Source organism: Pseudomyxococcus flavus (assembly GCF_050038885.1).
In the GTDB taxonomy this organism is placed as follows: domain Bacteria; phylum Myxococcota; class Myxococcia; order Myxococcales; family Myxococcaceae; genus Myxococcus; species Myxococcus flavus.
Window position 1 is genome coordinate 1,347,669 of sequence record NZ_CP143624.1, and the last position, 24,438, is coordinate 1,372,106.

General features: G+C 67.9%; 14 protein-coding genes. 6 read left to right on the forward strand and 8 right to left on the reverse strand.

Translation table 11 applies throughout. The annotated features are described in order from the left end of the window. Positions 1-44: 44 nt before the first annotated feature. The gene (locus VZL07_RS05605) at positions 45-5,603 is read right to left on the reverse strand and encodes a lamin tail domain-containing protein (RefSeq protein ID WP_426754301.1); all 5,559 of its coding nucleotides are present in this window, start codon (positions 5,601-5,603) and stop codon (positions 45-47) included. A 171-nt stretch (positions 5,604-5,774) separates the two neighbouring features. Beyond that, positions 5,775-6,578: an SDR family oxidoreductase gene (locus tag VZL07_RS05610; protein ID WP_426754302.1), complete on the reverse strand. Its 804-nt coding sequence runs from the start codon at positions 6,576-6,578 to the stop codon at positions 5,775-5,777. Positions 6,579-6,696: 118 nt separating this feature from the next. Between VZL07_RS05610 and VZL07_RS05615 the strand changes: the two genes are divergently transcribed. After that, a complete protein-coding gene (locus tag VZL07_RS05615) occupies positions 6,697-9,333 on the forward strand; it encodes a DUF3656 domain-containing U32 family peptidase (protein ID WP_426754303.1) in 2,637 nt (878 codons plus the stop codon). Between the two features lie 7 nt (positions 9,334-9,340). Here the strand turns inward: VZL07_RS05615 and VZL07_RS05620 are convergent, their stop codons facing one another. Both VZL07_RS05620 and VZL07_RS05625 read right to left on the reverse strand, forming a co-directional pair. Then, positions 9,341-10,375, reverse strand: a complete 1,035-nt coding sequence (locus VZL07_RS05620) for a prephenate dehydrogenase/arogenate dehydrogenase family protein (protein WP_426754304.1) — start codon at positions 10,373-10,375, stop codon at positions 9,341-9,343. A gap of 81 nt (positions 10,376-10,456) precedes the next feature. Next, the gene (locus VZL07_RS05625; RefSeq protein WP_426754305.1) at positions 10,457-11,284 is read right to left on the reverse strand and encodes a crotonase/enoyl-CoA hydratase family protein; all 828 of its coding nucleotides are present in this window, start codon (positions 11,282-11,284) and stop codon (positions 10,457-10,459) included. 247 nt (positions 11,285-11,531) lie between these two features. Here VZL07_RS05625 and VZL07_RS05630 point away from each other — a divergent pair, with 247 nt between their 5' ends. Both VZL07_RS05630 and VZL07_RS05635 read left to right on the forward strand, forming a co-directional pair. Then, positions 11,532-12,338, forward strand: coding sequence for a hypothetical protein (locus VZL07_RS05630; RefSeq protein ID WP_426754306.1), 807 nt, complete (start codon positions 11,532-11,534; stop codon positions 12,336-12,338). Between the two features lie 3 nt (positions 12,339-12,341). After that, on the forward strand, positions 12,342-14,111 hold the full coding sequence (locus VZL07_RS05635) for a hypothetical protein (protein WP_426754307.1): 1,770 nt from the start codon (positions 12,342-12,344) through the stop codon (positions 14,109-14,111). 264 nt (positions 14,112-14,375) lie between these two features. Here the strand turns inward: VZL07_RS05635 and VZL07_RS05640 are convergent, their stop codons facing one another. Together VZL07_RS05640 and dnaE are read right to left on the reverse strand one after the other, a co-directional pair. After that, positions 14,376-15,731, reverse strand: a complete 1,356-nt coding sequence (locus VZL07_RS05640) for an IS1182 family transposase (RefSeq protein ID WP_426753707.1) — start codon at positions 15,729-15,731, stop codon at positions 14,376-14,378. A 288-nt stretch (positions 15,732-16,019) separates the two neighbouring features. Beyond that, entirely contained in the window at positions 16,020-19,574 is a 3,555-nt protein-coding gene (dnaE, locus tag VZL07_RS05645; protein WP_426754308.1) for a DNA polymerase III subunit alpha, read from the reverse strand. Between the two features lie 407 nt (positions 19,575-19,981). Between dnaE and VZL07_RS05650 the strand changes: the two genes are divergently transcribed. Continuing rightward, the gene (locus VZL07_RS05650) at positions 19,982-20,425 is read left to right on the forward strand and encodes a Spy/CpxP family protein refolding chaperone (RefSeq protein WP_426754309.1); all 444 of its coding nucleotides are present in this window, start codon (positions 19,982-19,984) and stop codon (positions 20,423-20,425) included. Between the two features lie 83 nt (positions 20,426-20,508). Then, on the forward strand, positions 20,509-21,303 hold the full coding sequence (locus VZL07_RS05655) for a M14 family metallopeptidase (RefSeq protein ID WP_426754310.1): 795 nt from the start codon (positions 20,509-20,511) through the stop codon (positions 21,301-21,303). Positions 21,304-21,312: 9 nt separating this feature from the next. Here VZL07_RS05655 and VZL07_RS05660 read toward each other — a convergent pair whose 3' ends face one another. Further along, the gene (locus VZL07_RS05660) at positions 21,313-22,518 is read right to left on the reverse strand and encodes a substrate-binding domain-containing protein (RefSeq protein ID WP_426754311.1); all 1,206 of its coding nucleotides are present in this window, start codon (positions 22,516-22,518) and stop codon (positions 21,313-21,315) included. A gap of 167 nt (positions 22,519-22,685) precedes the next feature. Here VZL07_RS05660 and VZL07_RS05665 point away from each other — a divergent pair, with 167 nt between their 5' ends. Beyond that, positions 22,686-23,525, forward strand: coding sequence for a hypothetical protein (locus VZL07_RS05665; protein WP_426754312.1), 840 nt, complete (start codon positions 22,686-22,688; stop codon positions 23,523-23,525). A gap of 46 nt (positions 23,526-23,571) precedes the next feature. Here VZL07_RS05665 and VZL07_RS05670 read toward each other — a convergent pair whose 3' ends face one another. Continuing rightward, on the reverse strand, positions 23,572-24,435 hold the full coding sequence (locus VZL07_RS05670) for a WGR domain-containing protein (protein ID WP_426754313.1): 864 nt from the start codon (positions 24,433-24,435) through the stop codon (positions 23,572-23,574). Positions 24,436-24,438: the final 3 nt, after the last annotated feature.

Genomic DNA, 24,438 nt, shown 5'->3' on the forward strand with positions numbered 1-24,438 from the left:
GCATGCACGCCAGGGCGGCCTCCATGGAAGGCCCGGTACCTGGACTACGGCTGTTCAGTCGGGCTCTGCGAGTTCTGTGGCTGACGGACAGCGCGCGTCACGAAATCCGCGCCGTTGTCGTCCGACTCCCAGCCATTGCCGAAGGCCGCGTCAGCGCCACCGTCGGCCATGGTCGCGGGCGTGGAGGTGGACAACGCCTTCCGCTCGAGGCTGCCCCCCACCGCGGGGTGAAAGGGCGCCCGGGTGCCTTCGGGCGAGTTCGCGGTGCCCCACCCCACCTTGTCCACCGCCACGTCATTCTGGCTACCTGTCAGCCCCGGGCCGATACGGACATGCCCGCCCCCCGTCGTGGACGCCGACATGTCGAACGCATAGCCCAGGTCCCTCGTCACGGGACCGCTGTAGTTGGCCCCCCCCAGGAGGAAGTACCCGTGGGCGCGGATGACAGTCCCATTGGGAATGGTGACGGTACCGGAGTACGAGGTCCCTGTCGGGGACTTGTACTGCACCTGCCAGCCGCTGATGTCCACGTCGGCGCCCGTCGGGTTGTAGAGCTCGATGAACTCATTGGTCGCAGCGGTCCCGGTTCCGTTGCCGCCGCTCACCTCGCTGATGACGACGTGGTTGGCCACGGGCGCCGGCGACACCACCGTCACCGTGCCGTAGTTGCCCGTGCTTCCCTCGGCAACGACGCCGCCCTGGTCGCAGTACACCCACTCCTGGGCCGCCGCGGGCCCCTGGGTAAAGCGGTATCGGAAGCCGTAAACGTAGGCTCCCGGCTCCGCGATGTTCAGGGACGCCACCATCTCATCGTTGTTGCCCGGCGTGGCGTACCCCGCGTTGGGCTGCGCCGTCACCCACGTCCACGACGCCGGTGAGGCGGCGTCCGTTCCGTAGCCCAGCTCGGCGACGACGTGCGGGAAGCCGTCATTGCCGTTCTGGTTCCGGGTGCTCACCTGCGGCTCGTAGAACTGGCTGTAGACGGAGTGCGAGGTCCCGGCGCGAATGGGCTCGGTGAAGGACGCCGGGTGCTGAATGGCGCAGTAGTCCACCGGGCTGGTGATTTCCACGCCGCAAGACGCGTTGGCCCCGCCCGGCGTTCCCCGGCCGCCGCCCGGAAGCGACGCGTCCGAGTCACACCAGTACCAGGAATACTGGCTGGCCCGAGAGCCGATGACCACGGACGACAGGTTCATGGAGCGCCCCGTCGTCTGGGGGAAGGACGCCGTGTACTCCAGCGAGTCCACCACGGTGGCGCCCATCTCGACGGAGAGGTGCCCCGAAGGCCCCAAGGCGAAGAGCGTATCGCCGTAGGCGTACTGCGCCTCCACGCCGCCGTTGGTAGCGGTGTCCGCGTTGTTCGCGGCGACGAAGGTGCCGCGGCCCCGAATGATGAACGGCCGGTCGCCCGGCGGCAGCACGCTGAAGTCCGACACCGCGCCCGCGCCATTGTCGAAGCGAATCCGCAGGTTCGAGATGTCCCGCGGGCCGTCGACGGTGCTGGTGAGCTCCAGGTACTCCGTGGTGTTGGCATCGGGGCGGCGCATCACCTCGCTGATGACCAACTCCCCCTCCGCGGGGGCGGGCGCCGTCGTGCAAGCGGCCTCGAAGCAGACAGCGTCCTGTCCGGGGCAGACCTCGGACGCGGGCGTGTACTCGCACTCCGCCACGCTCCCCGTCACCACGCAGGCCGCCGTGTACGTCACGCGTTCCAGGCCGTCCTCGGAGCACTCCGCCGCGCGAGGCGCGCAGACGACCTCCGCGCACGGTCCCGGCACCTCGATGGAGGTGAAGGAGAGCGTGCTGCCGTTGTTCGCCGCGTCGAAGACACGCAGCCCGAAGTACCAGGTCGTCGCCTGCGCCGGCGGCAGGGCCACGGTGACCTCTTCCGGCTGGCCGGGGGCACGTGGCATGGGCGTGGGAGCCTCGCTCGCGAGCGCGAAGTTCTGTTCGTCGAGCGGCGCACTGCTGTAGCGAAGCTCGTAGCGGGCGGCGTTGCCGTCCATGCCGTTATCCCCAGTCGCCACCCAGCTCAGCCGCACCGTCGAGTTGTCCACCAGGCTCGCGCTCAGCACGGCCGGAGCGGGCGCCACGCTGTCGGAGATGGAGACCAGAACCTCCGCCTGCGTCAGCGATGGGCTCGCCGTGGTCGCCACCAGCATGAAGTCCCCTTCCTGGTTGATGGTGAGGTCGGAGAAGACGGCCACGCCGTCCACGGGCGCCACCGTCAGCGTGCCGCCCAGGGTCACCCCGGCCGCGCCCTCCAGGTGGAGCGTCACGGCGGGCGACGTGACGTTCGCGGTGTTGCCGAACGCGTCCTGCAGCGCCACGCGCACCTCCGTCAGCGGCTGCAGGACGGTGCCCGTCTCCGGCGCGGAGAGGAACGCGAGCCGAGTGGGCTCGCCCGCGTCCACGGTGAAGTCGTGCGTGGCGGACTCCATGGCGGCGGCGTCCTCGAACGTCACCGACTGGGCGCCCGCCGTCTGGAAGGTGATGCTGAACGCATGAACGCCCAGGTCCGCCTCGGTGTACGTGTACGCCGACAAAGGCTCCGCTTCCGGGTCGGAGGACGAAGGCGTCACCGTGCCCGGGTAGTCCGTCAGCACGTTGCCGAAGCGGTCCCGCGCGGAGACGGTGAAGGTCTGAAGCTCGCCCGCGACGATGGGCTCCGTCGGAGCCTCCACGTGCAAGGCATCCAGCGTTCCGGGCCGCACCGTCACCGTGCCCGTCGCCGTCAGCGTCGCGCTCGAGGTATCCGTGACGACGAGCTGCCGCTCTCCCGCGGCGGCGAAGGTCACGTTGAACAGGCGCTGACCGGCATCCTCCTCGCGGAAGGTGTAGTCCTCCGGCACGGTGGCCTGGGCATCGCCTGGCGCCTCGAAGTGCACGGTGCCCCGGTAGCCCGTGGCGAGGTTCCCGTGCGCATCCACCAGGGAAACAGTCACTCCCACGGGGTTGCCCGCGGCGGCCGTCGCGGAGGACAGGTCCAGGCGCAGCAGGGTCACCGGCCCATGGACCACCTCCGTGCTCACCGTCGCCGTCAGCGCCGCGTTGGCCGTATCCCGCACGGACACCGAGCGCGCGCCAGCAGTCGACAGCGTCACGGAGAACGTATGCTGTCCCGCGTCCTGCGCGGGGACGAAGGTGTAGTCCGCGGGAAGCGTGGACGCGTCGTCATTCGACGTGAAGTGCACCGTTCCCGTGTAGCCCGTGACGATGTTGCCGTAACCGTCACGCGCGGTGACGGTGAGGCTCTGCGCGGCCCCGGCCTCCACCTCGGTGGGCAGCGCGCTCAGCTCCAGCGACGCGGCGGCCCCGGTGCGCACCTCCACCTCGAGCGCGCCAGTCAGCTCCGGCACGGCCAGGTCCGTCACGGTGATGCGCTGGACTCCCGCGGTCCGGAGCGTCACGCCGTTGAAGTCTCGGCGGCCCGCATCCCCGGCGGTGAACGTGTAGTCCTCCGGCAGCGTCGCCGCGGCGTCGGTCGACGTGAAGCCCACCGTGCCCGTGTAGTCCGCGACCACATTGTCGAAGGAGTCGTAGACCACCACCTCCAGGCTTCCCTGCGCGCCAGCGGCGACGGGGCTGACGAGGCCGGTGAGCTCCAGACGGGAGGGCTCGCCCGGGTCGATGGTGAACGGGTCGCTCTGCACCGGTGGAAGGCTCGTCACGGTCGCGGTGAACCGGTGCGTCCCCGCCTTCTCCACCTCCAGCCCGGAGAAGATGGCCACGCCGTTGGCGGCGGCCACCTGGACGGGCTCGAAGCGGTCCTCGCCCTCAATCGCGAGCGTGACGGGAGACGTCGCCGTGGTGACGACCTGCCCGCTCGAATCCAGCAGCGACACGTGCACGTCTGGCAGGACGGTCCCCGCCTCCCCGCCCTGGGGCTGCAGCGTGAAGGCAAGCTGGGAGACGCCCGGCACCAGCGTCTGCACCATCAAGCTGGTGGAACGCGCCGCATTGCCCGCGTTGTCAACCACCTGCAACGCCACATGGTAGTTCGTGTTGGGCTGAAGGCCCGTGAGGACGGCGGACTCCTGCGTGCCCGGCTCCAGGGGCTCGCCCGTGCTCACCGGCGTCGCCTGGTTGAAGTCAGCCGCGGTCAGGATGGGATTCAGCGAGTAGCGCAAGGACTGGGACGCCGCCCGGCCCAGTTCGCCGTCATCCCCCACGGCAATCCACGCCACCGTGACGCTGTCCGACGTGGCCTCCGTCGCGGTGAGCACGGGCGTCGCGGGCTCCACATCGTCCACGATGTTGATGGCGGCGCTCGTGGCGGGCGTCAGCCCCTCCGCGCTGGCCTGGAGCTGGAAGCTCCCCTCCTCGTCCACGTGGATGCTGGTGAAGGCGGCCACGCCCTCCACGGGAGCCACCTCGGTGATGCCGCGCAGGGGTGCGCCGCCGCCCGGCACCAGCGACAACGTCACGGTGGGGGCGCCCACGGGCGTCTGGTTTCCGTACGCGTCCTGGAGCGACACCCGCACGTTGGGCAGCGCGGCGCGCACGGAGGCTCCCGAGGGCACGCTGCTGAAGACCAGCGCCGCGGTCCGGTCCGCCGCGATGCGCACGTCCTGGCGCCCTGTCAGCCCCGTCTGCGAGGTGTCCTGCACGTCGACCCGCTGAAGGCCGGCCCGCCGCAGGACGATGCCCGTGAAGCGGAACCGGCCCGCGTCCGCTTCCGTGAAGCTGTGCGCGCCGGGCAGCGTGGCCGCGCTGTCCGAGGACCGGAGGGCCAACGTGCCGCGGTAGCCGCTGGCCACGTTGCCGAACGCGTCACGCAGCGTCACCTCCGCCTCGTGGGAGGAGCCCGCCGTCGCCGTCGCCGGCAGACCGCTCAGCTCGACGGTGGCCGCCGCGGCCGGCGTCACGTCGAAGGCCGGGCTGTTCGCGCCCTCCACCCCGGCCGACTCCGCGCGGAGCTGGTAGCCGGCGCCCGCTCGCGTCAGCACCACCTCGGGAAAGCGAGCCACCCCGTCCACCGGCTGCGCCCGGAGCGTGCCCCCCAGTGACGCGCCGCCCGGGCCCGCGGCCAGCGACAGCGTCACCTCGCCCGTGGCGGACGGCACCACGCGGCCCGCCGAATCCTGGAACGTGACCTCCAGCCCGCCCACCGGCGCACCGGCCCGGGCCGACAGGGAGGAGGCCGAGAACGCCAACCGCGACGCGAGCAACGCCGAGAAGGCAACGACGGGACGCGAGCCCAGCACCACCGCGCCGCCCTCCGCGTCCACCGAGGCCGTCACCCGCTTGGAGCCACCCCGCGTGGAGACCACGAACGCGGTGGCGACGCCCTGGGCATTCGTCCGCTCCGCGGGCTGCGTCACGGTGTTTCCATCACCGGACACGTCCACCCGCACGGTGCGGCCCTCCATCGGAGAGCCGTCCTTCTGGCGCACCGTCACGGTGATGGTGACGCGATCACTCCCGTCCGCCAGCACCTGGGACGCGCGGTCCACCACCACCGTGGACAACGAGGCGTCGGGCAGCGGAATCACGGGCGGCGGCCGGGGCGGCTTGTCGCTGCCACCACACCCCATGGCGACGCCGAGGCACAGCACACTCAGCCCCAGCCACCGGGAGAGCGCGAGAACACAACGGGACATGACTGGCTCCGGGAGCAAACGAACCCCGCACGGCAGCACGCACTCGCGAGGTCCCAGTGCCTTCTACCAGACAACTCCCTTCACCACGTAGGTCCCAGGCAGACCTTTGCATTCCCAGTGGAACCCACGGGGTAATGCTGACCCATGGGCTCCCGGAGCAGATACCGCCGACTACATGCCGAGCGCGGCCATGAGCGCGCCGCCGCCCAGCAGGGACTGCCCGCCGTCGCAGACCATGATGGAGCCGGTGATGTACGCCGAGCCCTCGGAGGCCAGGAAGAGCGCGAGCTGCGCGATGTCCTGCTTCTTGCCGAAACGCTGGAGCGGCAGGGCCTGGGCGAGCTTGTCGCGGCCCTCATCGCTGGGGGCGAGCCGCCGCATGCCCTCGGTGTCGTCGATGGGGCCGGGGGTGATGGCGTTGACGCGCACGCCGGAGCCGCCCCACTCGATGGCCAGCACGCGGGTGAGCTGGTCGACGCCCGCCTTGGCCGCGCAGACGTGGGCCTGCATGGCCATGGGGAGATAGGCCTGGGGCGCGGAGATGTTGATGATGGACGCCCCCGGCTTGCGCAGGTGCTCGAAGGCGGCCCGGGCAATGTTGAAGGTGCCCAGCACGTCGATGTCCATCACCGCCTTGAATCCGTTGGAGGACATGCCCAGGGCGGGCGCCGGGAAGTTGCCGGCGGCGCCACAGACGAGGATGTCCAGCTCGCCGTAGGCCTCGCGCACCGTCTGGAGGGCCTTCTCCACGGCCGCGTAGTCCCGGACGTCGGCGGCCACGCCCATGGCGGTGCCGTGCGCCTGGAGGCTCTTCACCGCGCCCTCGAGCTTCTCCACGTTGCGGCCGTTGATGGCCACCTTGGCGCCCGCCTTCACGAAGGCCTCGGCGATGCCGAGGTTGATGCCACTGCTGCCGCCGGAAATGAACGCCACCTTGCCCGCGAGCAGCCCGTCCCGGAACACGCCATCAGCCATTTGGACCCGTCTCCTGTGGAAGCAACCAGGCGGGGACTTGAACAAACCTGCCGCACTGCGTCCATGACGTTCGCCGGGCCAACGGCGGAAGCGGGGCCCGTGTGTTAGAGGTCGCGCCATGACCCGCCGCCGCCCTGAAATCCTCGCCCCCGCCGGGGACCTCGACTCGATGAAAGCCGCGCTCGCCAGTGGCGCGGATGCCATCTATTTCGGGCTGGACGAGGGCTTCAACGCGCGCGCCCGCGCGGAGAACTTCTCGCTCGCCACCCTGCCCGGGACGCTGGCGCTCGTGCACCGGGCCGGGGCCCGGGCCTATCTGACGCTGAACACCCTGGTATTCGAGCCCGAGCTGCCCGTGGTGGAGGACATCCTCCGCCGTGTGGCCGAGGCCGGCGTGGACGCGCTCATCGTCCAGGACCCCGCCGTCGCCCTGGTGGCGCGCGCGGTGTGTCCGCAGATGGAGGTCCACGCCTCCACGCAGATGACGATTTCGAGCGCCGAGGGCGCGCGCTTCGCCAAGGGGCTGGGCGCCACCCGCGTGGTGGTGCCGCGCGAGCTGTCGGTGGCGGAGATTCGCCGGCTGGCGTCGGAGACGGACGTGGAGCTGGAGGTCTTCATCCACGGCGCGCTCTGCATGTCGTGGAGCGGCCAGTGCCTCACCAGCGAGGCGTGGGGTGGACGCTCCGCCAACCGGGGCCAGTGCGCGCAGTCGTGCCGCCTGCCCTACGACCTGGTCGTGGACGGCCAGACGCGAGCGCTGGGCGACGTGCAATACCTGCTCAGCCCCAAGGACCTCGCGGGGGTCATGGCGGTGCCGCAGCTCGTGGAGCTTGGCGTCCACTCGCTGAAGATTGAAGGCAGGCAGAAGGGGCCGCAGTACGTCGCCACGGCGGTGCAGGGCTACCGGCGCTGGGTGGACGGCGTGGCCGCGGGCAAGCCGGACACGGGCGCGCTGCGCAAGGACCTGGCGGACATGACGCTGTCGTACAGCCGGGGCTTCTCGCACGGCTTCTTCGCGGGCTCGGACCACCAGACGCTGGTGGAGGGACGCTTCCCCAAGCACCGGGGTGCCTTCCTGGGCCGCGTGGAGTCCGTGCACGGCCGCGACGTGCGCGTGGTGGACGACGCGGAGGGGCGCCCCTGGACGGGCGGCCTGGGCCAGGACGGCACCTCCGAGCGCCCCGACGCGCCCGTGGGCAAGGTGTCCTCACCGCTGGAGACGGCGGCCCCGGTGGCGGCGGACGTGTCGCCACGGCCCGGCATGGGCGTGGTGTTCGACGACGGGCACCCCGAGGACAAGCACGAGCCGGGCGGCCCCCTGTTCCGCGTGGAGCGCAAGGGCGCCGGCTGGGTGCTGGGCTTCGGCAACCCGGGGCCGGATCTGGCGCGGGTGAAGCCGGGCCAGCGGGTGTGGGTGACGAGCGATCCCTCCCTGGCGAAGCGCACCGAGGAGCTGCTGGAGCGCGGCGAGCCAGAAGGCCGCGTGCCGCTGGAGCTGACCGTGACGGGCGCGGCGGGCGCGCCGCTGACGGTGGTGGGCCGGGCGCGGGGTGGGCACGTGTCCACGGTGGCCAGCGAGGTGCCGCTGGCCGAGGCGCGCGGCGGCGGTATCGATGAAGCGCTGCTGCGCGACAAGCTCGCGGCGCTGGGCGGGACGCCCTTCCACCTTGCGGGCCTGGATGCCTCCGGGCTCGCGGCGGGGCTGCATCTTCCCGTGTCGGAGATGAAGGCGCTGCGCCGCAAGCTGGTGGCGGAGCTGGCCGAGGCCGTGGCGCGAGGGCCCGTGCGGACGGTGAAGCAGGACTCCACGCTGGAGTCCCTGCGCGCGTCGCTGCGGGAGCGGGTGACGCCCGCGCCGCGTGCGGAGGAAAATGCGCGCCTGCTGCCGCTGTGCCGCACGGACGAGCAGCTCGAGGCGGTGATTGCAGCGGGCCTGCCCGAGGTGGAGCTGGACTGGATGGAGCTGGTGGGCCTGCAACGCGCGGTGGAGCGGGCGCGCGCGGCGGGGCTGCGCGTGACGATTGCCACCGTGCGCGTGCAGAAGCCGGGCGAGGAAGGCTACGACGCGCGCATCGCGAAGCTGAAGCCGGACGCGGTACTGGTGCGGCACTGGGGCGCGATGATGCACTTCCTGGAGCGCCCTCCCGCGCCCGGTGAGACGCGCCCTGCCCTGCACGCGGACTTCTCGTTGAACGTCACCAACTCGGTGACGGCGCTGCACCTGCTCGGGCTCGGGCTGGACACGCTGACCTTCGCCCATGACCTGGACGCGGTGCAGCTGGGGGCCATGCTGGAGCACCTGCCGGCGGAGCGCTTCACGGTGACGCTGCACCACCACATCTCCACGTTCCACACCGAGCACTGCGTGTATTCCCACACGCTGTCCCACGGGCGCGACTACCGGAGCTGCGGGCGCCCCTGCGAGAAGCATCGGGTGTCGCTGCGAGACCACAAGGGGCTGGAGCACCCGGTGGTGGTGGACGTGGGGTGCCGGAACACGGTGTTCAACGCGCAGGCGCAGAGCGCGGCGTCGCTCGCTCCGTCGCTGCTCGCGCGCGGCGTGCGGCGCTTCCGGGTGGAGTTCGTACGCGAGTCCCGCGACGAGGCCGCGCGGGTGCTCTCCGCCTACCAGGAGCTGCTCGCGGGCCGAATCTCTCCGGCGGAGGCCGTGCGGCGCGCGGCGGTCCACGAGCAGTTCGGCGTGACGAAGGGCACCATGAAGGTGCTCAACCCCACCTTCACCGTGCAGCGCTGAGCGGCGCTCAGGGGGACTCGGGCACGGCCCGGCGTGAGAAGCGGAGCACGGCGCGGAACACGTCTTCCGTCGCGTCCGTGTCGAGCTTCAGCTCCGAGGCCCACTGACGCCGGGCCTCCAGCAGGCTCGCCTCGCGCTCCGGGTCTGGCAATGGAAGGCCATGCTCGGCCTTCAGGCGCGCCGCCTGCTGGATGAGCCGGGCACGCCGGCCCAGCAACTGGACCAGCTCGCGGTCCAGCGCGTCGACGTGCTCCCGGACCTCTGTCAACCCGGGCGGAGCGGGCACCGTGGCCGGCGCGCCCGAGTCCACCGTCTCACAGCCCAGGTGGAGCTGCGTGAGGGCGTCCAGCAGCCGCACGCGGGCATCCCGCGCGTAGGGGTTCTCCGACTGCACGACCCCGAAGAGGTGCGGGACTTCCAGGCGCGCGTACTCCTCCAGGCGGGCCACGGGCTGGAAGCTGGGAGGCGCGAAGGGCAGGTCCTTCCCGGCCTCCGCCTTCAGCAGGCCATGCGCCAGGAAGAAGGTGAGGACGTGGGTGCGCGCCATCAGCGCGTCGTGGGCGTCCGGGGACAGCTCGGTGACTTCACAGCCGATGCGCTCGAACAATGCCCGGGCCCTGCGCACCGCGTCCGGATGCAGCTCGTTCGGACACACCACCGTGCGGCGCGGCAGGTCTCCTCTGGCAAGGCTGGCCGGCCCGAACAGCGGATGGGTGCCCACCCAGGGGATGTCGCGCCCCAGCACCGAGGCCAGCACCTGCACGGGCCGCACCTTGACGCTGCCGACGTCGAGCACCGTCTGCGCGGGCGTGAGGTGCGGGTGCAGCTCCTCCAGCACGGTCCGCATCGCGGACACGGGCATGGCCAGCACCACCACCTCCGCGCCCAGGACGGCATCCGCCAGCGTCGGGACGGCCAGCTCGGCGGGCACCGCCTCCTGCCGTGGGTCGAACACCCTCGGCCGGAGACCGGCCTCCACCAGTAGCTCCGACAGGGCACGGCCAAAGCGGCCGTACCCCAGCAACGCGATGCGCTCCGTCATGTCGCCGGGCTCCGAATCCAAGTTGTTCCTGGAATTCTCGCATCACCGGCATGCGGGTCGGAAGCCCCTCGGGCCGGGGCGTCAGCGACCCTGGAACCGAGGCGCTCTGCGCTCCGCGAAGGCGGAGAACGCTTCAGCCAGGTCATGTGACTGGAGGAACGCGGAGTTCCATACCGCGACATAACGAAGGCCGTCGGCGGTGGACTTGTCGGCGCAGTACTCCATGACCTGCTTGGCGCCCTGGACGACGAGCGGCGGGTTCTCGGCAATCCGCTTCGCGGTCGCCCGGGCCTCGGCCAGCAGGGCCTCCGGCGTGGGGTACACCTCGTTGACGAGCCCCATGCGCAGCGCGCGAGCGGCATCCACATCACCGCCGGTGTAGGCCAGCTCGCGCGTGTGGCCCTCGCCGATGATGCGGGGCAGGCGCTGGAGCGCGCCCAGGTCGGCGACGATGCCCACCTTCACCTCGCGCAGGGAGAACTTCGCGTCCTCCGAGCAGTACCGGAAGTCACACGCGGCGATGAGGTCCATGCCACCGCCAATGCACCAGCCATGCACGGCGGCGATGACGGGCTTGCGGCAGCGGGCCAGGCCCTCAGTGGCCTGCTGCATCTCCCCAATCAGAGACAATAGCTTCAGGCGCTCCAGGGCCAGGTTGCCGTCGCCGGTGAGCAGCGGCCCCAGGGACTCCATCATCCCCATCAGGTCGAGGCCGTAGGTGAAGTGCTTCCCCTCACCGCGCACCAGTACGACGCGGACGGCGTCATCCGCGTCCAGGGCGCGGATGGCCTCGGGCATCTCCCGCCAGAAGTCGGGCCCCATGGCGTTGCCCTTGCCCGGGCCTGTGAGCACGAGCTCAGCGATGCCCTCGTTCTTCTCGATGCGCAGCGACTTGTAGGTGCCGTCCATTCAGCCCTCCCGACTCCGAAGCCCCCTTGAATACCTCTTCATCAAGCCTGTGCGCTGAAGGTCGGAGGCCAATAGCGCCAACATGGTGGCTCAAACAAATCAAATCATCCACGCTCTCAATTGCTTGAACGTACAACACAAACAGCATGGCGGTCTGCATGCAAGAGCGAGCAATGCACACATTAGAACACCCTGGCGCACATCAATTCCAACACTACACTTCGAATAAACCATGGTACTAGAAGGCATGATCTCCATTCGTCCAATATGGTCTCAACAAACAGAGCCAGCGCTGGCTGCGAGTGGGCCACAGGCGAGGCAACTACTAGCGATTGAAGCGGCCGCCATCGAAAACCTAGAGAAGGCTTATGCGGCCGCCCTTCATGTACACTACGAAGAAAACGTAGAAGCAATCGCCCCTCTCATTAAGTCCGCCAATGCAGACTTAATCTCAGGATGCGAATTAGCACGCAGCGGCTACTTCAAACAAGCATACACACTCTGGCGCACTTGGTACGAGCAAGCAATTTTTGCCATTTACTTCATCGAGGCCCCTATGCACCGCAGAGCATGGCGCTGCTTCAGGGAAATCGAATTTGGCAAAGAACCACCACACAAACTAATGCTCCACCAACTACTAACCGAGAAAGGCGAAAAAGCACATCCGTTCGCAGTGGTCTACGCAGATCGCTTCAAGAACATCACAAGCGCACTCAAGATAAATATAAAATCCGAACAGCGACTAATCGAAAGCGCAACGCACCGTCTCACAGACCTAAGCCAAGGAGTCCACGGCACCTATAGGCCTGATCCGCCAGACTCCATGGAGCAACTTGAGTCCGCAATCGCGAAGCACGCAATCCCCGCGCTACAAATGACGGCTCGAATCATCGGACTATTTGCATTCACATGCATATACTCACACATGGAGTTCGATGACCCCCAACTAATCCGAATGAGAGAGCGAAGCTTCGAGCCCGCCAACACCAACGAAACACTAATTACCCCCCTACTCCCCCCACTTTGGGAGTGGCTTGAAGCCATCCGACGGTGACACATGGCAGACTTTTCCCTTCAATTACAAGCAGACAACCTCCCAGGAGAGTCACTCAACGAACTATTGGTCGAGGGGCCATGGGCACCAATCCTGAAACGCTTGGCTACAGGAGAGAACATCCTACTGGAGGGATGCAGAGGCGTCGGGAAAACGATGCTGATGCGCACGGCCGCCTCACGGCTTGCGCATTCTGTTAAAAATGGCGGAAAAGTCCTAGGGGTTCACACCACCTTCAAACGCTACCTCGCCACCATTCCTCCGCCAGGATCAACAAACATTTCCGAGCTTGGCAATTTCAAAGCATGGGTCAATGCCCGCATCCTGAGCGCGCTCAAAGATCAATTGCGGCTAGCCTTTTCAGATGACCCCAGATTCATCAACAGCATAGTGAGAAAGGTCGACTGGTCCAAGATCATCAGCCTACTTGAGACGACGTATCAGGGAAACCAGAGACCAACTGACCTCGCGACCATCAACAGCGCCGGCCTGTCCGAGGCAGACTTCAAGAGCCTCCAGGGATACACATTCACCTCCGAAATACTCCAGGAAACAAGAAAATCATTCAATCTCGAACTACTAGTGTTGCTTCTTGATGATGCAGCACACGCCCTAGACACGCGGGCTCAAGGAGAGTTTTTCACTCTGGTCAAGTCACTCTACGGCGAAGGACTTTCCTTCAAAATCGCAGTGTATCCAGCAGTAACCAGATATGGACTCGACTTTAGTTACGGGCACGATGCGATTGTTGTCAGCCTTGGAGAAATCCCAAAGGTCGACACAATGGACAGCTATTTCGACATGCTTCGCAGACGAATTCAGACAAACAACGAAGGTGGAGACGCCCAAGCACTAATAGAGCACGTACTAGACGCCCATCCCGAATGGATCCGACTGCTGGTTTACTGCGCTAACGGGAACCCCCGCGGCCTCCTCAAACTCATCAGCCAACTTCTAACAGAACTAGGAGGAAAAAGCGCCAACCAAGTCCGGTACGAGCATGTCCGAAGCGCAATCAACTTCGTGATGGATAGGCATCTCGACAATATGGTCCCTGGCGTCGTCAAGGACCTAGATCCAAGACTGCTCACAGCAGCCGAACTTTTGCTGGAAGACTTTCGGAATCGGATCAAGGCATCGCCACAGACCAAACCCGACTCACTGCCCAGAATGTTTTTGGCCATCACGAACTCGATGCAGATCCCGTATCTATGTTCGGCCGCAATTCGCCTACATGTTGCCGCTCACGTGCTGACACACTACGGCCCAGCCAAGCTAGGAGCCCGATCTCGCGAAAATGGAACATTGTACCTTCTACATCCTGGATTCATGTTTCGCGATAACGTCCTCGGGGGAGCAGTAACCGCAGACAAGTGGCTTCAACACTTCGACAACATGACAACAAGAGGCCATACGGAAATCATCAAGTCCGCCCCAATCTGGGAGGAGGTTCGCGCGGAAGCCAGTCAAGAGCCTAGCGCAAGATGCATAAACAATCACCCAATGATGGAACCAACTGGCACCTGTGATCATTGCGGGGGCCGTGCGACTCCACGTGGACCTGCTGCAATCCTTCTAGACAAAGACATAAAAGTACTGGAGCTCTCGGAATTCATCAAACAGCGACTTCGCAACTACGGCTATGACACCGTCAGGAAGGTTTTCGAAGCGACCGACGAGCAAATTGACAATATTCCATACATTGGCGAGCGAAGGCTCGCCGAGGTACGATTTGCCGTCGATGCAGCAGTCGATGAATTCTTCGCAGGCTAGCCCCTATAGTGATGGTTAGGGATAACAGCACCTAACGATTGTCAGGGTTGGACGGGCCAACGGCGAGGGCTCCCACCGTTGCGAGCTTATGGCTCGCGAAGTCGTACCCGACACATTTTGATAGCGCGTGGCGCCCTTGCAGTCCCCGCCACGCCCCCAAAAGAATTTGGACCGTAACCGTCCGGCTAGGAGTGTGTAGCGGTAATGGGGTTGGGAGCGAGGCGGGGCGAGAGACGCCGGTGGGCCGCAGGGTGCGGCAGGCCGTTACGCTGCTGCCGTCGCTCGGAAGAGCTTGAGGAGGTTGTGGGTGGCGCAGATGAGGGCCCACTCCTCCCGGGCGGCCTTCAGGCCTCGGCGCAGCAGGGCGCGGATGCCGCGTGCCTCTTTGATTTGGCCGAAGACGGGTTCCACAATCGCCTTGCGCATCCGGTACACCTCCTTGCCTCGCTTCGTCGCCAGCTTCCGGACCATCCGCTCCTTGGGGGTGAGCCCCGCGGGCGGACGGCCCCTGACTTTCGGTGGCGCTTCTCCATGCTTCTGGCGGCCGGTGGCGAGGTACGGCTCGACGCCCACTGACTCCAGCCAGCGGACATTCTTCGCCGAGAAGTAGCCCGCGTCCGCGCTCAGCTTGCCTGGCACTTCTTCGAGGTGGGCGGCCACCCGGTCCACCAGTGCCGGCAGGTGCTCGGCGTCCGGAGGCTGGTTGGTGAGGGCCTGGGCGACAATCACCTGGTGCGCCGCGTCCACCGCCGCCTGCGCGTTGTAGGCCTGCTCGAAGCTTGCGCCCTTCTTCATGATTCGGCTGTCGGCGTCCGTGAAGTTGCGCTGCGCCTTCGGCGTCGGCTTGCCCTCGGCCGTGTGGGGCACGGTGTGGCCGGGCAAGTCCTGGGCGGGCGGGGGCGCGTCGTCGTCATCATCCTTGCCCTTGTCTGCTTCGGCGGCCGCCTTGGCTTCGGCCTCCAGCGCCTGCCGGGCCTCTCGAATGCGCTGCAGCCGCTCCCGCGTGCGCCGCAACTCCTCGGGAAGCTCGTCGCCTCGCTTGCCCTTGCCGTGGCGGGCGTCCTCTTCCGCGTCGACGGCCTCCGCCTGGGCCAGCAGGTGCCGCACCTGCTCGCGCAGCTTCCCTTCCTCCTGCTTCATCCGCTCGTAGCTCATCGCCTTGTGCTTGCTGGCGTTCGCCTTCAGCTTCGTGCCGTCCAGCGCCACGTGCCCCAGCTTCACCAGCCCCGCCCTCGCGCACAGCTTCAGCATCTGCACGAAGAGACTCTCGAAGTGCGCCCCGTGCCGACGTCGAAACTCCGAAATCCGCGAGTGGTCTGGGGACTGGTTCGCCGCCAGCACGCGGAAGGCCACGTCCTCCTGCGTCTTCCTCTCAATCTTCCGAGAGGACGTCACCCCAGTGCAGTACGCGTACAGCAGCAGCGCCACCATCATCTTCGGCTCGTACGGCGGGTAGCCTCGCAGCTCCTTCTCGTACGACTCGTAGATGGGCCCCAAGTCCAGCTCCTCCACCACCTCCAGCACGAAGCGCGCGAGGTGGTGCTCCGGCAGCCAGTCCAGCAGCGACGGCGGCAGCAGGAAGTCCTGCTGCACATTCCAGGGGCGGTACTTCTTGCTCATGCGGGGCATTGAGCCCCTTCAGACTCCGCCGGGCAAGCCCCTCGCGATTACCGCGACAGGCTCCTAGTGACGTAGCATAAGTTGTTGATGACAGATAAGGGCCGTGTTCGGCGAGCGCCGCGGCCTGGAGTGGAGCCAGAAGCAATACAGGGCACCTATCCCAGGGAGAAGGAACACACGCGACTTTCGATGGATCAGTTCCTCCGCATCCGCTGAGAAGCCGACTTCCAATTCGGCTTCCTCGTCGTCAGCCCCAACAGCAGGCTCTATCGTCAGATTTGTTAGGGCTCAGCCGAACTCCACCACGCGCATGCCGAACAGACGGTCCACCGCGAGGAGCAGGTCGTCATTCACCTGCACCTTGATGGAGGTATTGCCGATGAGCGCCTCGCCCTCGCCCTTGAAGAGCACGCTCACGGCCACGGGCGTGGCGCCCGCGTACTTCTGCGCCAGCTCGTGCAGCTTCGCCACCCGCTCCTCCGTGAGCAGGTCCGCCGGCACGCGCAGCTCCAGCCGCTTGGTGCGCTTCTCGCGCACGGCCTTGAGGCTCTGGATGTCGTCGACGATGAGCTCCGGCGTGGGGCTGTCCTCGTCGCGCTGGCTGATCTGCACCGTGCCGGACACCAGGATGGGGTCGTCCGACTTGAGCAGGTGCTCCCAGTGCTCGAAGCCCGGCTTGGGTCCCTGCTTCGTCCACTTGCCGTCCTTGCCCATGACGTTGCGCGTGCCTTCCTTGCCCGGGAAGCACACCAGCTCGATGGAGCCCGACAGGTCTTCGATGGTCACCCACGCCATGCGCTTGCCCGTCTTCGTGGGCCGCTCGCGCAGAATCGTGACGATGCCCGCCACCGTGAGCTTGTCGTCCTTGCGCGCGCGCTGCACCGCCGTAATGGGCCGCGCGTAGCGCTTCAGCTCCTTGTCGTACTGGTGGAGCGGATGGCCGGACACGTAGAAGCCAATGGCCTCCTTCTCCAGCGCCAGCCGCTCCTTCTCCGACCATTCCTCCACGTTGACGTAGTCGTCCTGAAGACCGCTACCGCCGCTCGAGGAGGGACCGGCGAGCATGCCGAACAGCGAGCTCTGCCCCGCGGCCTTGTCCTTCTGGCTGGCCGAGCCGCGGTTCATCGCCTTCTCGATGGTGTCGAAAATCTGCCGGCGTGGGCGCTTCTCGAAGTCGAAGGCGCCCGCCTTCACCAGCGCTTCCAGCACCTTCCGGTTCACCTTGCGGCTGTCCACGCGCTCGCAGAAGTCGAACAGGCTCTTGAAGGGACCGTCCTTGCGCGCCTCCAGGATGGATTCGATGGCGCCCTCGCCCACGCCCTTGATGGCGCCCAGGCCGAAGCGAATCTTCCCGTTCACCGCGCCGAACTCCATGTCGGACTGGTTCACGTCCGGCGGCAGCACCTCGAGGCCCGACTCGCGCGCCTCGCCGATGTGCTTCACCACCTTGTCCGTGTTGTCCTTCTCGCTGGAGAGAAGGGCCGCCATGAACTCGCAGGGGTAGTGCGCCTTCAGCCACGCCGTGTGGATGGTGACCAGGCCGTAGGCCGCCGAGTGGCTCTTGTTGAAGCCGTACTCGGCGAACTTCTCCATCAGGTCGAAGATTTCACCGGCGACCTTGAGGTCGACGTTGTTCTTCGCGCAGCCCTCGAGGAAGCCGGCCCGCTCGGCCTGCATGACCTCGGCCTTCTTCTTGCCCATGGCGCGGCGAAGCAGGTCCGCGCGGCCCAGGGTGTAGCCACCCAGGACCTGCGAAATCTGCATCACCTGCTCCTGGTACACGATGACGCCGTACGTGTCCTTGAGCACCGGCTCCAGCGCGGGGTGCGGGTACGTCACCTTCTCGCGGCCGTGCTTGCGGTTGATGAAGACGTCCACCATGCCGGAGTCCAGCGGACCCGGGCGGTAGAGCGCGCCGGCGGCGATGACGTCTTCGAAGCAGGACGGCTTGAGCTTCACGACCATTTCCGTGAAGCCGCTGGACTCCATCTGGAAGACGCCGGCCGTGTCGCCCTTGGCCATCAGCTCCCAGGTCTTCTGGTCGTCGAGCGGAATCTCGTGCCGGGGGATGTCCTTGCCGTGGTTGCGCTTCACCAGGTCCAGCGCGTGCTGAATCACCGTGAGCGTCTTCAGGCCGAGGAAGTCGAACTTCACCAGGCCCGCCGCCTCCACCTCGTCCTTGGCGAACTGGGTGATGAGCGTCTTTTCACCCGGCGGCTGGTAGACGGGCACGAACTCCCACAGGGGCTTGTCGGCAATCACCACGCCGGCGGCGTGCATGCCGGGCTGCCGGTGCAGGCCCTCCAGCGCGAGCGCGATTTCGAGCACGTCCTTGGTGGTGACGGGCTTGCCCTCCACCTCGCCGATGTTGGAGGGCGACTCCATCATCTCCTTGAGGCGGGGCTCCATCTCGATGGCTTCCTTCAAGGTGATGTTGAGCACCTCGGGGACCAGCTTCGCGATGCGGTCACCCTCGCTGAAGGGCAGCGCGAACACGCGGCACACGTCGCGCAGCACGCTCTTTGCCTTGAGCGAGCCGAAGGTGATGATCTGCCCCACGTTCATCTCGCCGTACTTGCGGCCGACGTACTGGATGACCTCGTCCCGGCGGTCCTGGCAGAAGTCGATATCGAAGTCGGGCATCGACACGCGCTCCGGATTCAGGAAGCGCTCGAACAGGAGGTTGTACGGGATGGGGTCCAGGTCGGTGATGCGCAGCGCGTAGGCCACCAGGCTTCCGGCGCCGGAGCCACGGCCGGGGCCCACGGGGATGTTCATCTTCTTCGCCCAGTTGATGAAGTCCTGGACGATGAGGAAGTAGCCGCTGAACCCCATCTTCTGGATGACGCCAATCTCCAGCGCCAGGCGCGCCTGGTACTGCTCTCGGTCGATGGGATAGGTGACGGTGGCGGCCAGCTCCTTGAAGCGCTCGCGCAGGCCCTCGTAGGCCAGCTCCGCCATGTAGCTGTCCGGCGTGTGGCCGCCGGGCACCTTGAAGGTGGGCAGCATGGGCTTGCCCAGCTTGAGCTCCAGGTTGCACTGCTCGGCGATGCGCTGGGTGTTGTGGACCGCCTCGGGCGTGTCCTTGAAGAACTCCAGCATCTCCGTGGGGCTGGTGACGTAGAGCTTGTCCGTGGAGTGCTTCATGCGCTTGCCGTCCGCCAGCGTCTTGCCGCTGGCGATGCACATGAGCAGCTCGTGGGCGCGCGCGTCCTCGCGCTTGATGTAGTGCGCGTCCGCGGTGGCGCACAGCGGGATGTCCAGGTCGCGCGAGAGCTGCTTGAGGTTCTCGTTCGCCTTGTCCTGCTCGGGCATCCCGTTGGACTGCACCTCGAGGAAGAAGTGCCCGGGCTCGAAGATGTCCTTGTACTCCTGCGCGGCGCGGCGGGCGTGGTCCATGTCGCCGCGGAAGCACGCGCTGGTGATTTCACCGCCCAGGCACGCGGTGAGCGCGAACAGGCCCTTGCTGTGCTCGGCGAGCACCTTCTTGTCGATGCGCGGGTGATAGTAGAACCCGTGCATGTACGCCGTGGAGGACAGGTAGCGCAGGTTGGCGTAGCCCTCCTCGTTCTTCGCCACCAGGATGAGGTGGTGGGAGACCTTCTCGGAGCGGTCCTCACGCCCCTTGGGGCCGGCGACGTAGGCCTCCATGCCGAGGATCGGCTTGATGCCGGCGTCCTTCGCCTTCTTGTAGAAGTCGATGGCGCCGAACATGTTGCCGTGGTCCGTCACGGCAACGCTGGTCATCCCCTTCTCCTTCACCGTCTTGATGAGGTCCTTCATCCGGATCGCCCCATCGAGGAGCGAGTAGAGGGTGTGCAGGTGGAGGTGGGTAAAGGACATAAGCGCGTTCCGCTCCTGGAGGCCGGGGTGCTGCCGAACACTAGGCCCGGGCTCCCCTGCTCGCCAGTCCAGTGTTGCGGCTTCCTGGCCAGCGTGCGCGGAGCCGGAAAATCGGCCTTTTGCGACGCAATCAGCAAGGTTAACGGCCCGCCCTTCCCACCGCCCGTCTCCGTGGAAGTCACGATGCGTCCCGTCCGTGGCAGCGGGCGCGTCCTCCAGCCTCCTTCCCCGGCGGCCAGGCGGCCTCCTCGCGAGCCGTCGTCACGAGGCACCGTGGAGGCGGCGCGCTTCATACTTCTTCACGCCCCGTACAAGCCCCAGCAATGGCGGGCCGGCAGATTGGCCACCGTCGCCACAGGTGGCGGCGTCACCAGGAGCCCTCGGGGCTCCACCTGGGAGGAAGCACCATGATGAAGAGGTTGGCCATTGCCGGCTCCGCGCTGCTCGCCGTCGCCCTGCTCAGCGGCTTCGCATTCCGCGCGGGCCCACGCTGGGGCAAGGACCCCGAGCGCGTGAAGCAGGTGGTGACGTGGAAGCTGGATGACAAGCTGGACACCCTGGACGCCACCGAGGCGCAGCGCCAGTCCATCCACGCCGTGAAGGACCGGCTGTTCTCCGACGGCGTGGCGCTGATGCAGGAGCACCGGTCCGCGCGCGACGAGGCCTTCGAGCAGCTCGCGTCGGACACGCCGGACCGCCAGAAGCTGCATGCCCTGGTGGACGCCCGCATCGAGGCCATGCGCGCCTTCGCCCACAAGGCGACGGACGCGGCCCTGGAGGTCCACGGCACGTTGACGCCGCAGCAGCGGAAGGAACTGGCCGACCAGTTCCGCGAGCGCATGGCGCCGTAGGGCGTCGTGGTGCCCGGGGCAGGTGGGGTGTGAGCGTGCGCGAAAGGGTGGGCGATACAGCGCCGCGCGGCTAGCTTAGGTGCGTGAATTACACCGACTATGCAAAGCGGATCCGCGCCCACGACCACCTCGCGGACATCTCCGAGTACGGCCGGGTGACGGAGGGCGACCAGGACTACCCCCTCTTCCGGCTCGTCGTCCCGGGCGAGCGTTGGCTGGTCATCACCTCCGGCTTCCATGGCGAGGAGCCCGCCGGGCCCCTGACGCTGGCCGAGCACTTCCCCGAGGTGGCGGCCTATGCCGTGGAGCGCGGCGTGGGCCTGCGCGTGTATCCCTGCATCAACCCGTCCGGCTTCGAAGCGGGCACCCGCTACAACCGCAGCGGTGAGAAGCCCAACAACGACTTCCTCCGCTACGAGGTCGCGCCGGGTGAGTGGGTGGGCGAGCTGAACGTCGCGCGCCCCATCCTGCGCTGGGCGCTCTACGACGGCGGCCCCAAGGAGACGCGCGCGGTGCGCAGCGAGCTGGCGCGCTACCCCGCCCCGGCCGCCGCGCTCGACATCCACCAGGACAACTACCTGGGCGGGGCGGCGACGTACGCGTACACCTTCGGGGACAAGGCCGCGTACCGTCCGCTGGTGGAGGCCAGCGCGAAACACGTCGCGGTGGTGCGCGGCCAGAAGGTGGACGACCACAGCTTCACCGACGCGGACGGCCTCATCGAGTACCACGACGGCAGCGTCACCGACTGGTACGCCCGCCAGGGCGTGCCCTACACCGCCGCGCTGGAGACGACGACGCCCACGCCGCTGGACGTGTGCCATGCGGTGAACCTCATCTGGATTCGCGGCTTCATCGACCTGGCCGCGCGCGGCTGACGCGGGGGACTAGGGCGCGCGCGCGTTGCCCACCCGGCGGGACCACAGCGTGAGCAGGTTGCGGACCACCGCGCCGTCCGGCACCTCCGCGCTGGGCGGCACGTCCACCTGGATGCCTTGTGCCTCCATCCGCAGGAAGGGGCTCTCGGCGCCCTCGGCCGTCATGGGCACGGTCGGGTCCGCGGGCCGGAAGCCATACGCCAGCGCCCGCTGCTGCACGGGCCGGCTGCGCAGGTAGCGCAGCCACTCCAGCGCGGCCTCCCGCTGCCGGGGCAGCACCCACTCCCCTTGCAGCACCGCCGCCGGGTGGTCGCTCCAGAAGGTGAGCGGCGGATAGAGGACCTTCAGCGGCCCCCACGGCCCCTCCGGGGCGGAGAGCTGGGCAATGGCCAGGTTCTCGTACACCACCGCGACGTCGTAGCGGGACGGGCCGAAGCGGACCATGTCCGTCATCAGCGCGCCGGTGGTCTCCTGGAAGCGCCCCACGCCGCGCTCCAGCTCGCTCAGCCACGTCTGGAACCGAGGCTCCAGCAGGTCCGCCACCGTCAGGTCACGCTGCTTGCCGTAGTACGCCATCGACGCGAGCAGCAGCGCCTGGAGTCCGGAGTTGGAGCGGGTCGGGTCGGTGTGGCCCAGCTTCACGAAGCCCCACTCCGGCTGGCCGCCCACGGCGGGCCAGCCCCGGTCGCTCGACACGGCGTCATGGATGAGCGACCACGACACCGCGCGTCCGCCGCTGGCGCGCTTCAGGGCCTCCGCCCGGTCCGCCCACGCCACGAAGACCAGCGGGGTGACGACGAGCGGCCGGGGCGCCGCTTCACCGTCCGCGGCGAACAGCGGCTCGCGCGTGGGGTCCGTGGCCCAGTCCGACGCCAGCATCCGCAGCACGGCGCTGTCGGCGGGGCTCCACACGGTGGGCCGCTCGCGGCCCTCGAGGATGGCCTGCGCCGCGTCCAGCGAGCCCCGCCCCACCAGGTTCACCCGGATGAGCGGGTGCGCCTTCTGGAAGTCCGCCGCGGCCTCCTCCACCCACGCCCGCTTCTCCGTGCTGTAGAGGAAGGTGATTTCGGTCCGCACACCGCGCGCGGTGGACACCGGCGCGGGCGCCGCGGAGCGCCCCTCTTCGGGCCCCACGTGCGCACGCCGTGAGGACAGGAAGAGAGCGCCCCCCACCGCCGTGAGCACCCCGATGATGATGAGGACCGCGGGCTTCATGTACGGGCTCACACTTCCGCCAACGCCTGCTCGGCTCCAGGGCAGTCTTGTAGGCAACCTTCGCGGCGCCGTACAGAGGGGGCGGCCCCCCGGAATCCGGGCCTCCATGCCCGACCGTTGAGCGCCACACGTTTGTTTGAACACAAAAGGCATGCCAGAATGGGGGGATGACGGCAAACATTCGGCGGCTCGTGCTTGCGGGCGTGGGCACGGCGCTGAGCGCCTGCGCGACCACGCCCGCTCCCCCCGTGGAGCAGTATTCGCTGGGCATGTCCCGGGCGGAGTATCGAGATTACAAGAAGGCCAAGGCGGACCCCTGCGCATCCTCGGAGCCCCGGTGGCTGGCGGACGAGTTGACGACGGTCAACGGGACGATGGCGCGCTTCCTGCGGGAGACGGAGAACGTCTCCAAGCTCGACGCTCCGGACCAGCCTCGGCAGCTGGCGATGATGCGGGAGGCCATCGGGTCGCTTCCGCCCATCATGGACGTGCACCGCTACACCCTGAACCGGCTGAAGGACTGCAGCTTCAGCAACACGGGGGCCTTCCCGGAGATTGTCCGGCGTGGCCATGAGCTGCTGCGGGAGACGGAGGCCCGGCTGGAAGAAGGGCCGAAGGTGATGGCGGCGGTGGCGCTGAAGGAAGCGCGCAAGCAGTGGCGGGAGGAGATGCCCGAGCGCGAGGAGTCCGCCCGCCGGACGTGGTGCCCGCCCAAGCCCGAGGTGGGCCAGACGGACCTCTACTACGCGCGCCAGGAGGTGGATGGCCGCAAGCTGTGGCGCTTCTGCGACGGACACCTCGTGGAGCAGCGCCCGGACGGCGAGCCCGTGCTCATCCAGCCGGACGGCCTCACGTGGCGCATGCGCCGCCGCATCAAGCCGCAGGCATACCTGGACGCGGCGCGCGACTACCCGCCAGCGGAGATGGACCGGCAGCCGGACAGCGTTCCCACTCCCGGCCAGGGCGCTGCCAAGAAGACGTCCACGAACAGCGGCGGCCCCGGATAGGCGAGCGTGCCAGGGGAGCGCGTGCACTTCGCCGCACGCGCTCCGCTCAGGCGCCCAGCCGGGACAACCGCGTGGCGAGGTGCGTGTCTCCCGCGGCATCCACCGACTGGGCCCACGCGGCCAGCGAGCCGCCCTTCTCCGCCAGGTGGTCCTCCACGTGAGGCCGCAGGAGCGTCCACCGCTTGCTCCACCCCTCCTCCGAGGGGGCTCCGGCCTGTCCCGGCCGGTCCGCCAGTAGCAGGCCCAGGCGCAAGGCCAGCTCGGGCTGGCCCAGCGCCGATGCCTGACGGGCCACGGCGGTGGCGGCGGGAACCGCCTCGGGCGCGCCCAGCCACACCTCGGTGGCGCGGACGAAGGCCGCCACGTCCAGCTCCCCCAGCAACGCCAGCGCGTGGCGCAGCGGCAGCCGGCCTTCCCGCCGTGGCGCGACCACGCGCTCCATCAAGGCCGTGAAGGGCCCCGCCAGCTCCGCGTGGGCCGCGGGGTCCACGCCGCCCAGGGCCCGCAGGGCACGGCGCGCGCGCCGCGCCCGGGACGTCACCTCCCAGCTCCGCCAGCCCAGCCGGGCACGCAGCGCGGCCAGGGCCTCGGCGGCGGCCTTCAGCGACTCGGACGTGGCCGTCGCCGCGGGCACGCGGCGTGGCAGCTCGGGCTTCTTCGGTGCGGCGGGCGGTGGCGGGGGCGCGGCCTCCGCGGCGCCACCGTCCGTCACCTCGCGGTAGCCCTCGCGCAGCTTCTCCGCCACCTTCTTCTCGTACTCCTTCCGGGCGCCGGCCTCGTCCGCGAAGGCCTTCTCGCGGCGCTGCCCCGCGGTGCCGATGCGTCCGAACGTGACGATGAAGGTGTTGCCCTTGAGCTCCGGCTCCCAGAACTTGGAGCTGGTGCCTTCCACGAACTCGAACCTGCGCATACC

Bases quoted from the DNA above. Each gene is read 5' to 3' on its own strand.
- VZL07_RS05610 (WP_426754302.1), bottom strand. From the start codon at position 6,578: ATGGCTGATGGCGTGTTCCGGGACGGGCTGCTCGCGGGCAAGGTGGCG.
- dnaE (WP_426754308.1), bottom strand. From the start codon at position 19,574: ATGTCCTTTACCCACCTCCACCTGCACACCCTCTACTCGCTCCTCGAT.
- VZL07_RS05650 (WP_426754309.1), top strand. From the start codon at position 19,982: ATGATGAAGAGGTTGGCCATTGCCGGCTCCGCGCTGCTCGCCGTCGCC.
- VZL07_RS05640 (WP_426753707.1), bottom strand. From the start codon at position 15,731: ATGAGCAAGAAGTACCGCCCCTGGAATGTGCAGCAGGACTTCCTGCTG.
- VZL07_RS05670 (WP_426754313.1), bottom strand. From the start codon at position 24,435: ATGCGCAGGTTCGAGTTCGTGGAAGGCACCAGCTCCAAGTTCTGGGAG.
- VZL07_RS05615 (WP_426754303.1), top strand. From the start codon at position 6,697: ATGACCCGCCGCCGCCCTGAAATCCTCGCCCCCGCCGGGGACCTCGAC.
- VZL07_RS05665 (WP_426754312.1), top strand. From the start codon at position 22,686: ATGACGGCAAACATTCGGCGGCTCGTGCTTGCGGGCGTGGGCACGGCG.
- VZL07_RS05635 (WP_426754307.1), top strand. From the start codon at position 12,342: ATGGCAGACTTTTCCCTTCAATTACAAGCAGACAACCTCCCAGGAGAG.
- VZL07_RS05630 (WP_426754306.1), top strand. From the start codon at position 11,532: ATGATCTCCATTCGTCCAATATGGTCTCAACAAACAGAGCCAGCGCTG.
- VZL07_RS05605 (WP_426754301.1), bottom strand. From the start codon at position 5,603: ATGTCCCGTTGTGTTCTCGCGCTCTCCCGGTGGCTGGGGCTGAGTGTG.
- VZL07_RS05625 (WP_426754305.1), bottom strand. From the start codon at position 11,284: ATGGACGGCACCTACAAGTCGCTGCGCATCGAGAAGAACGAGGGCATC.
- VZL07_RS05620 (WP_426754304.1), bottom strand. From the start codon at position 10,375: ATGACGGAGCGCATCGCGTTGCTGGGGTACGGCCGCTTTGGCCGTGCC.
- VZL07_RS05660 (WP_426754311.1), bottom strand. From the start codon at position 22,518: ATGAAGCCCGCGGTCCTCATCATCATCGGGGTGCTCACGGCGGTGGGG.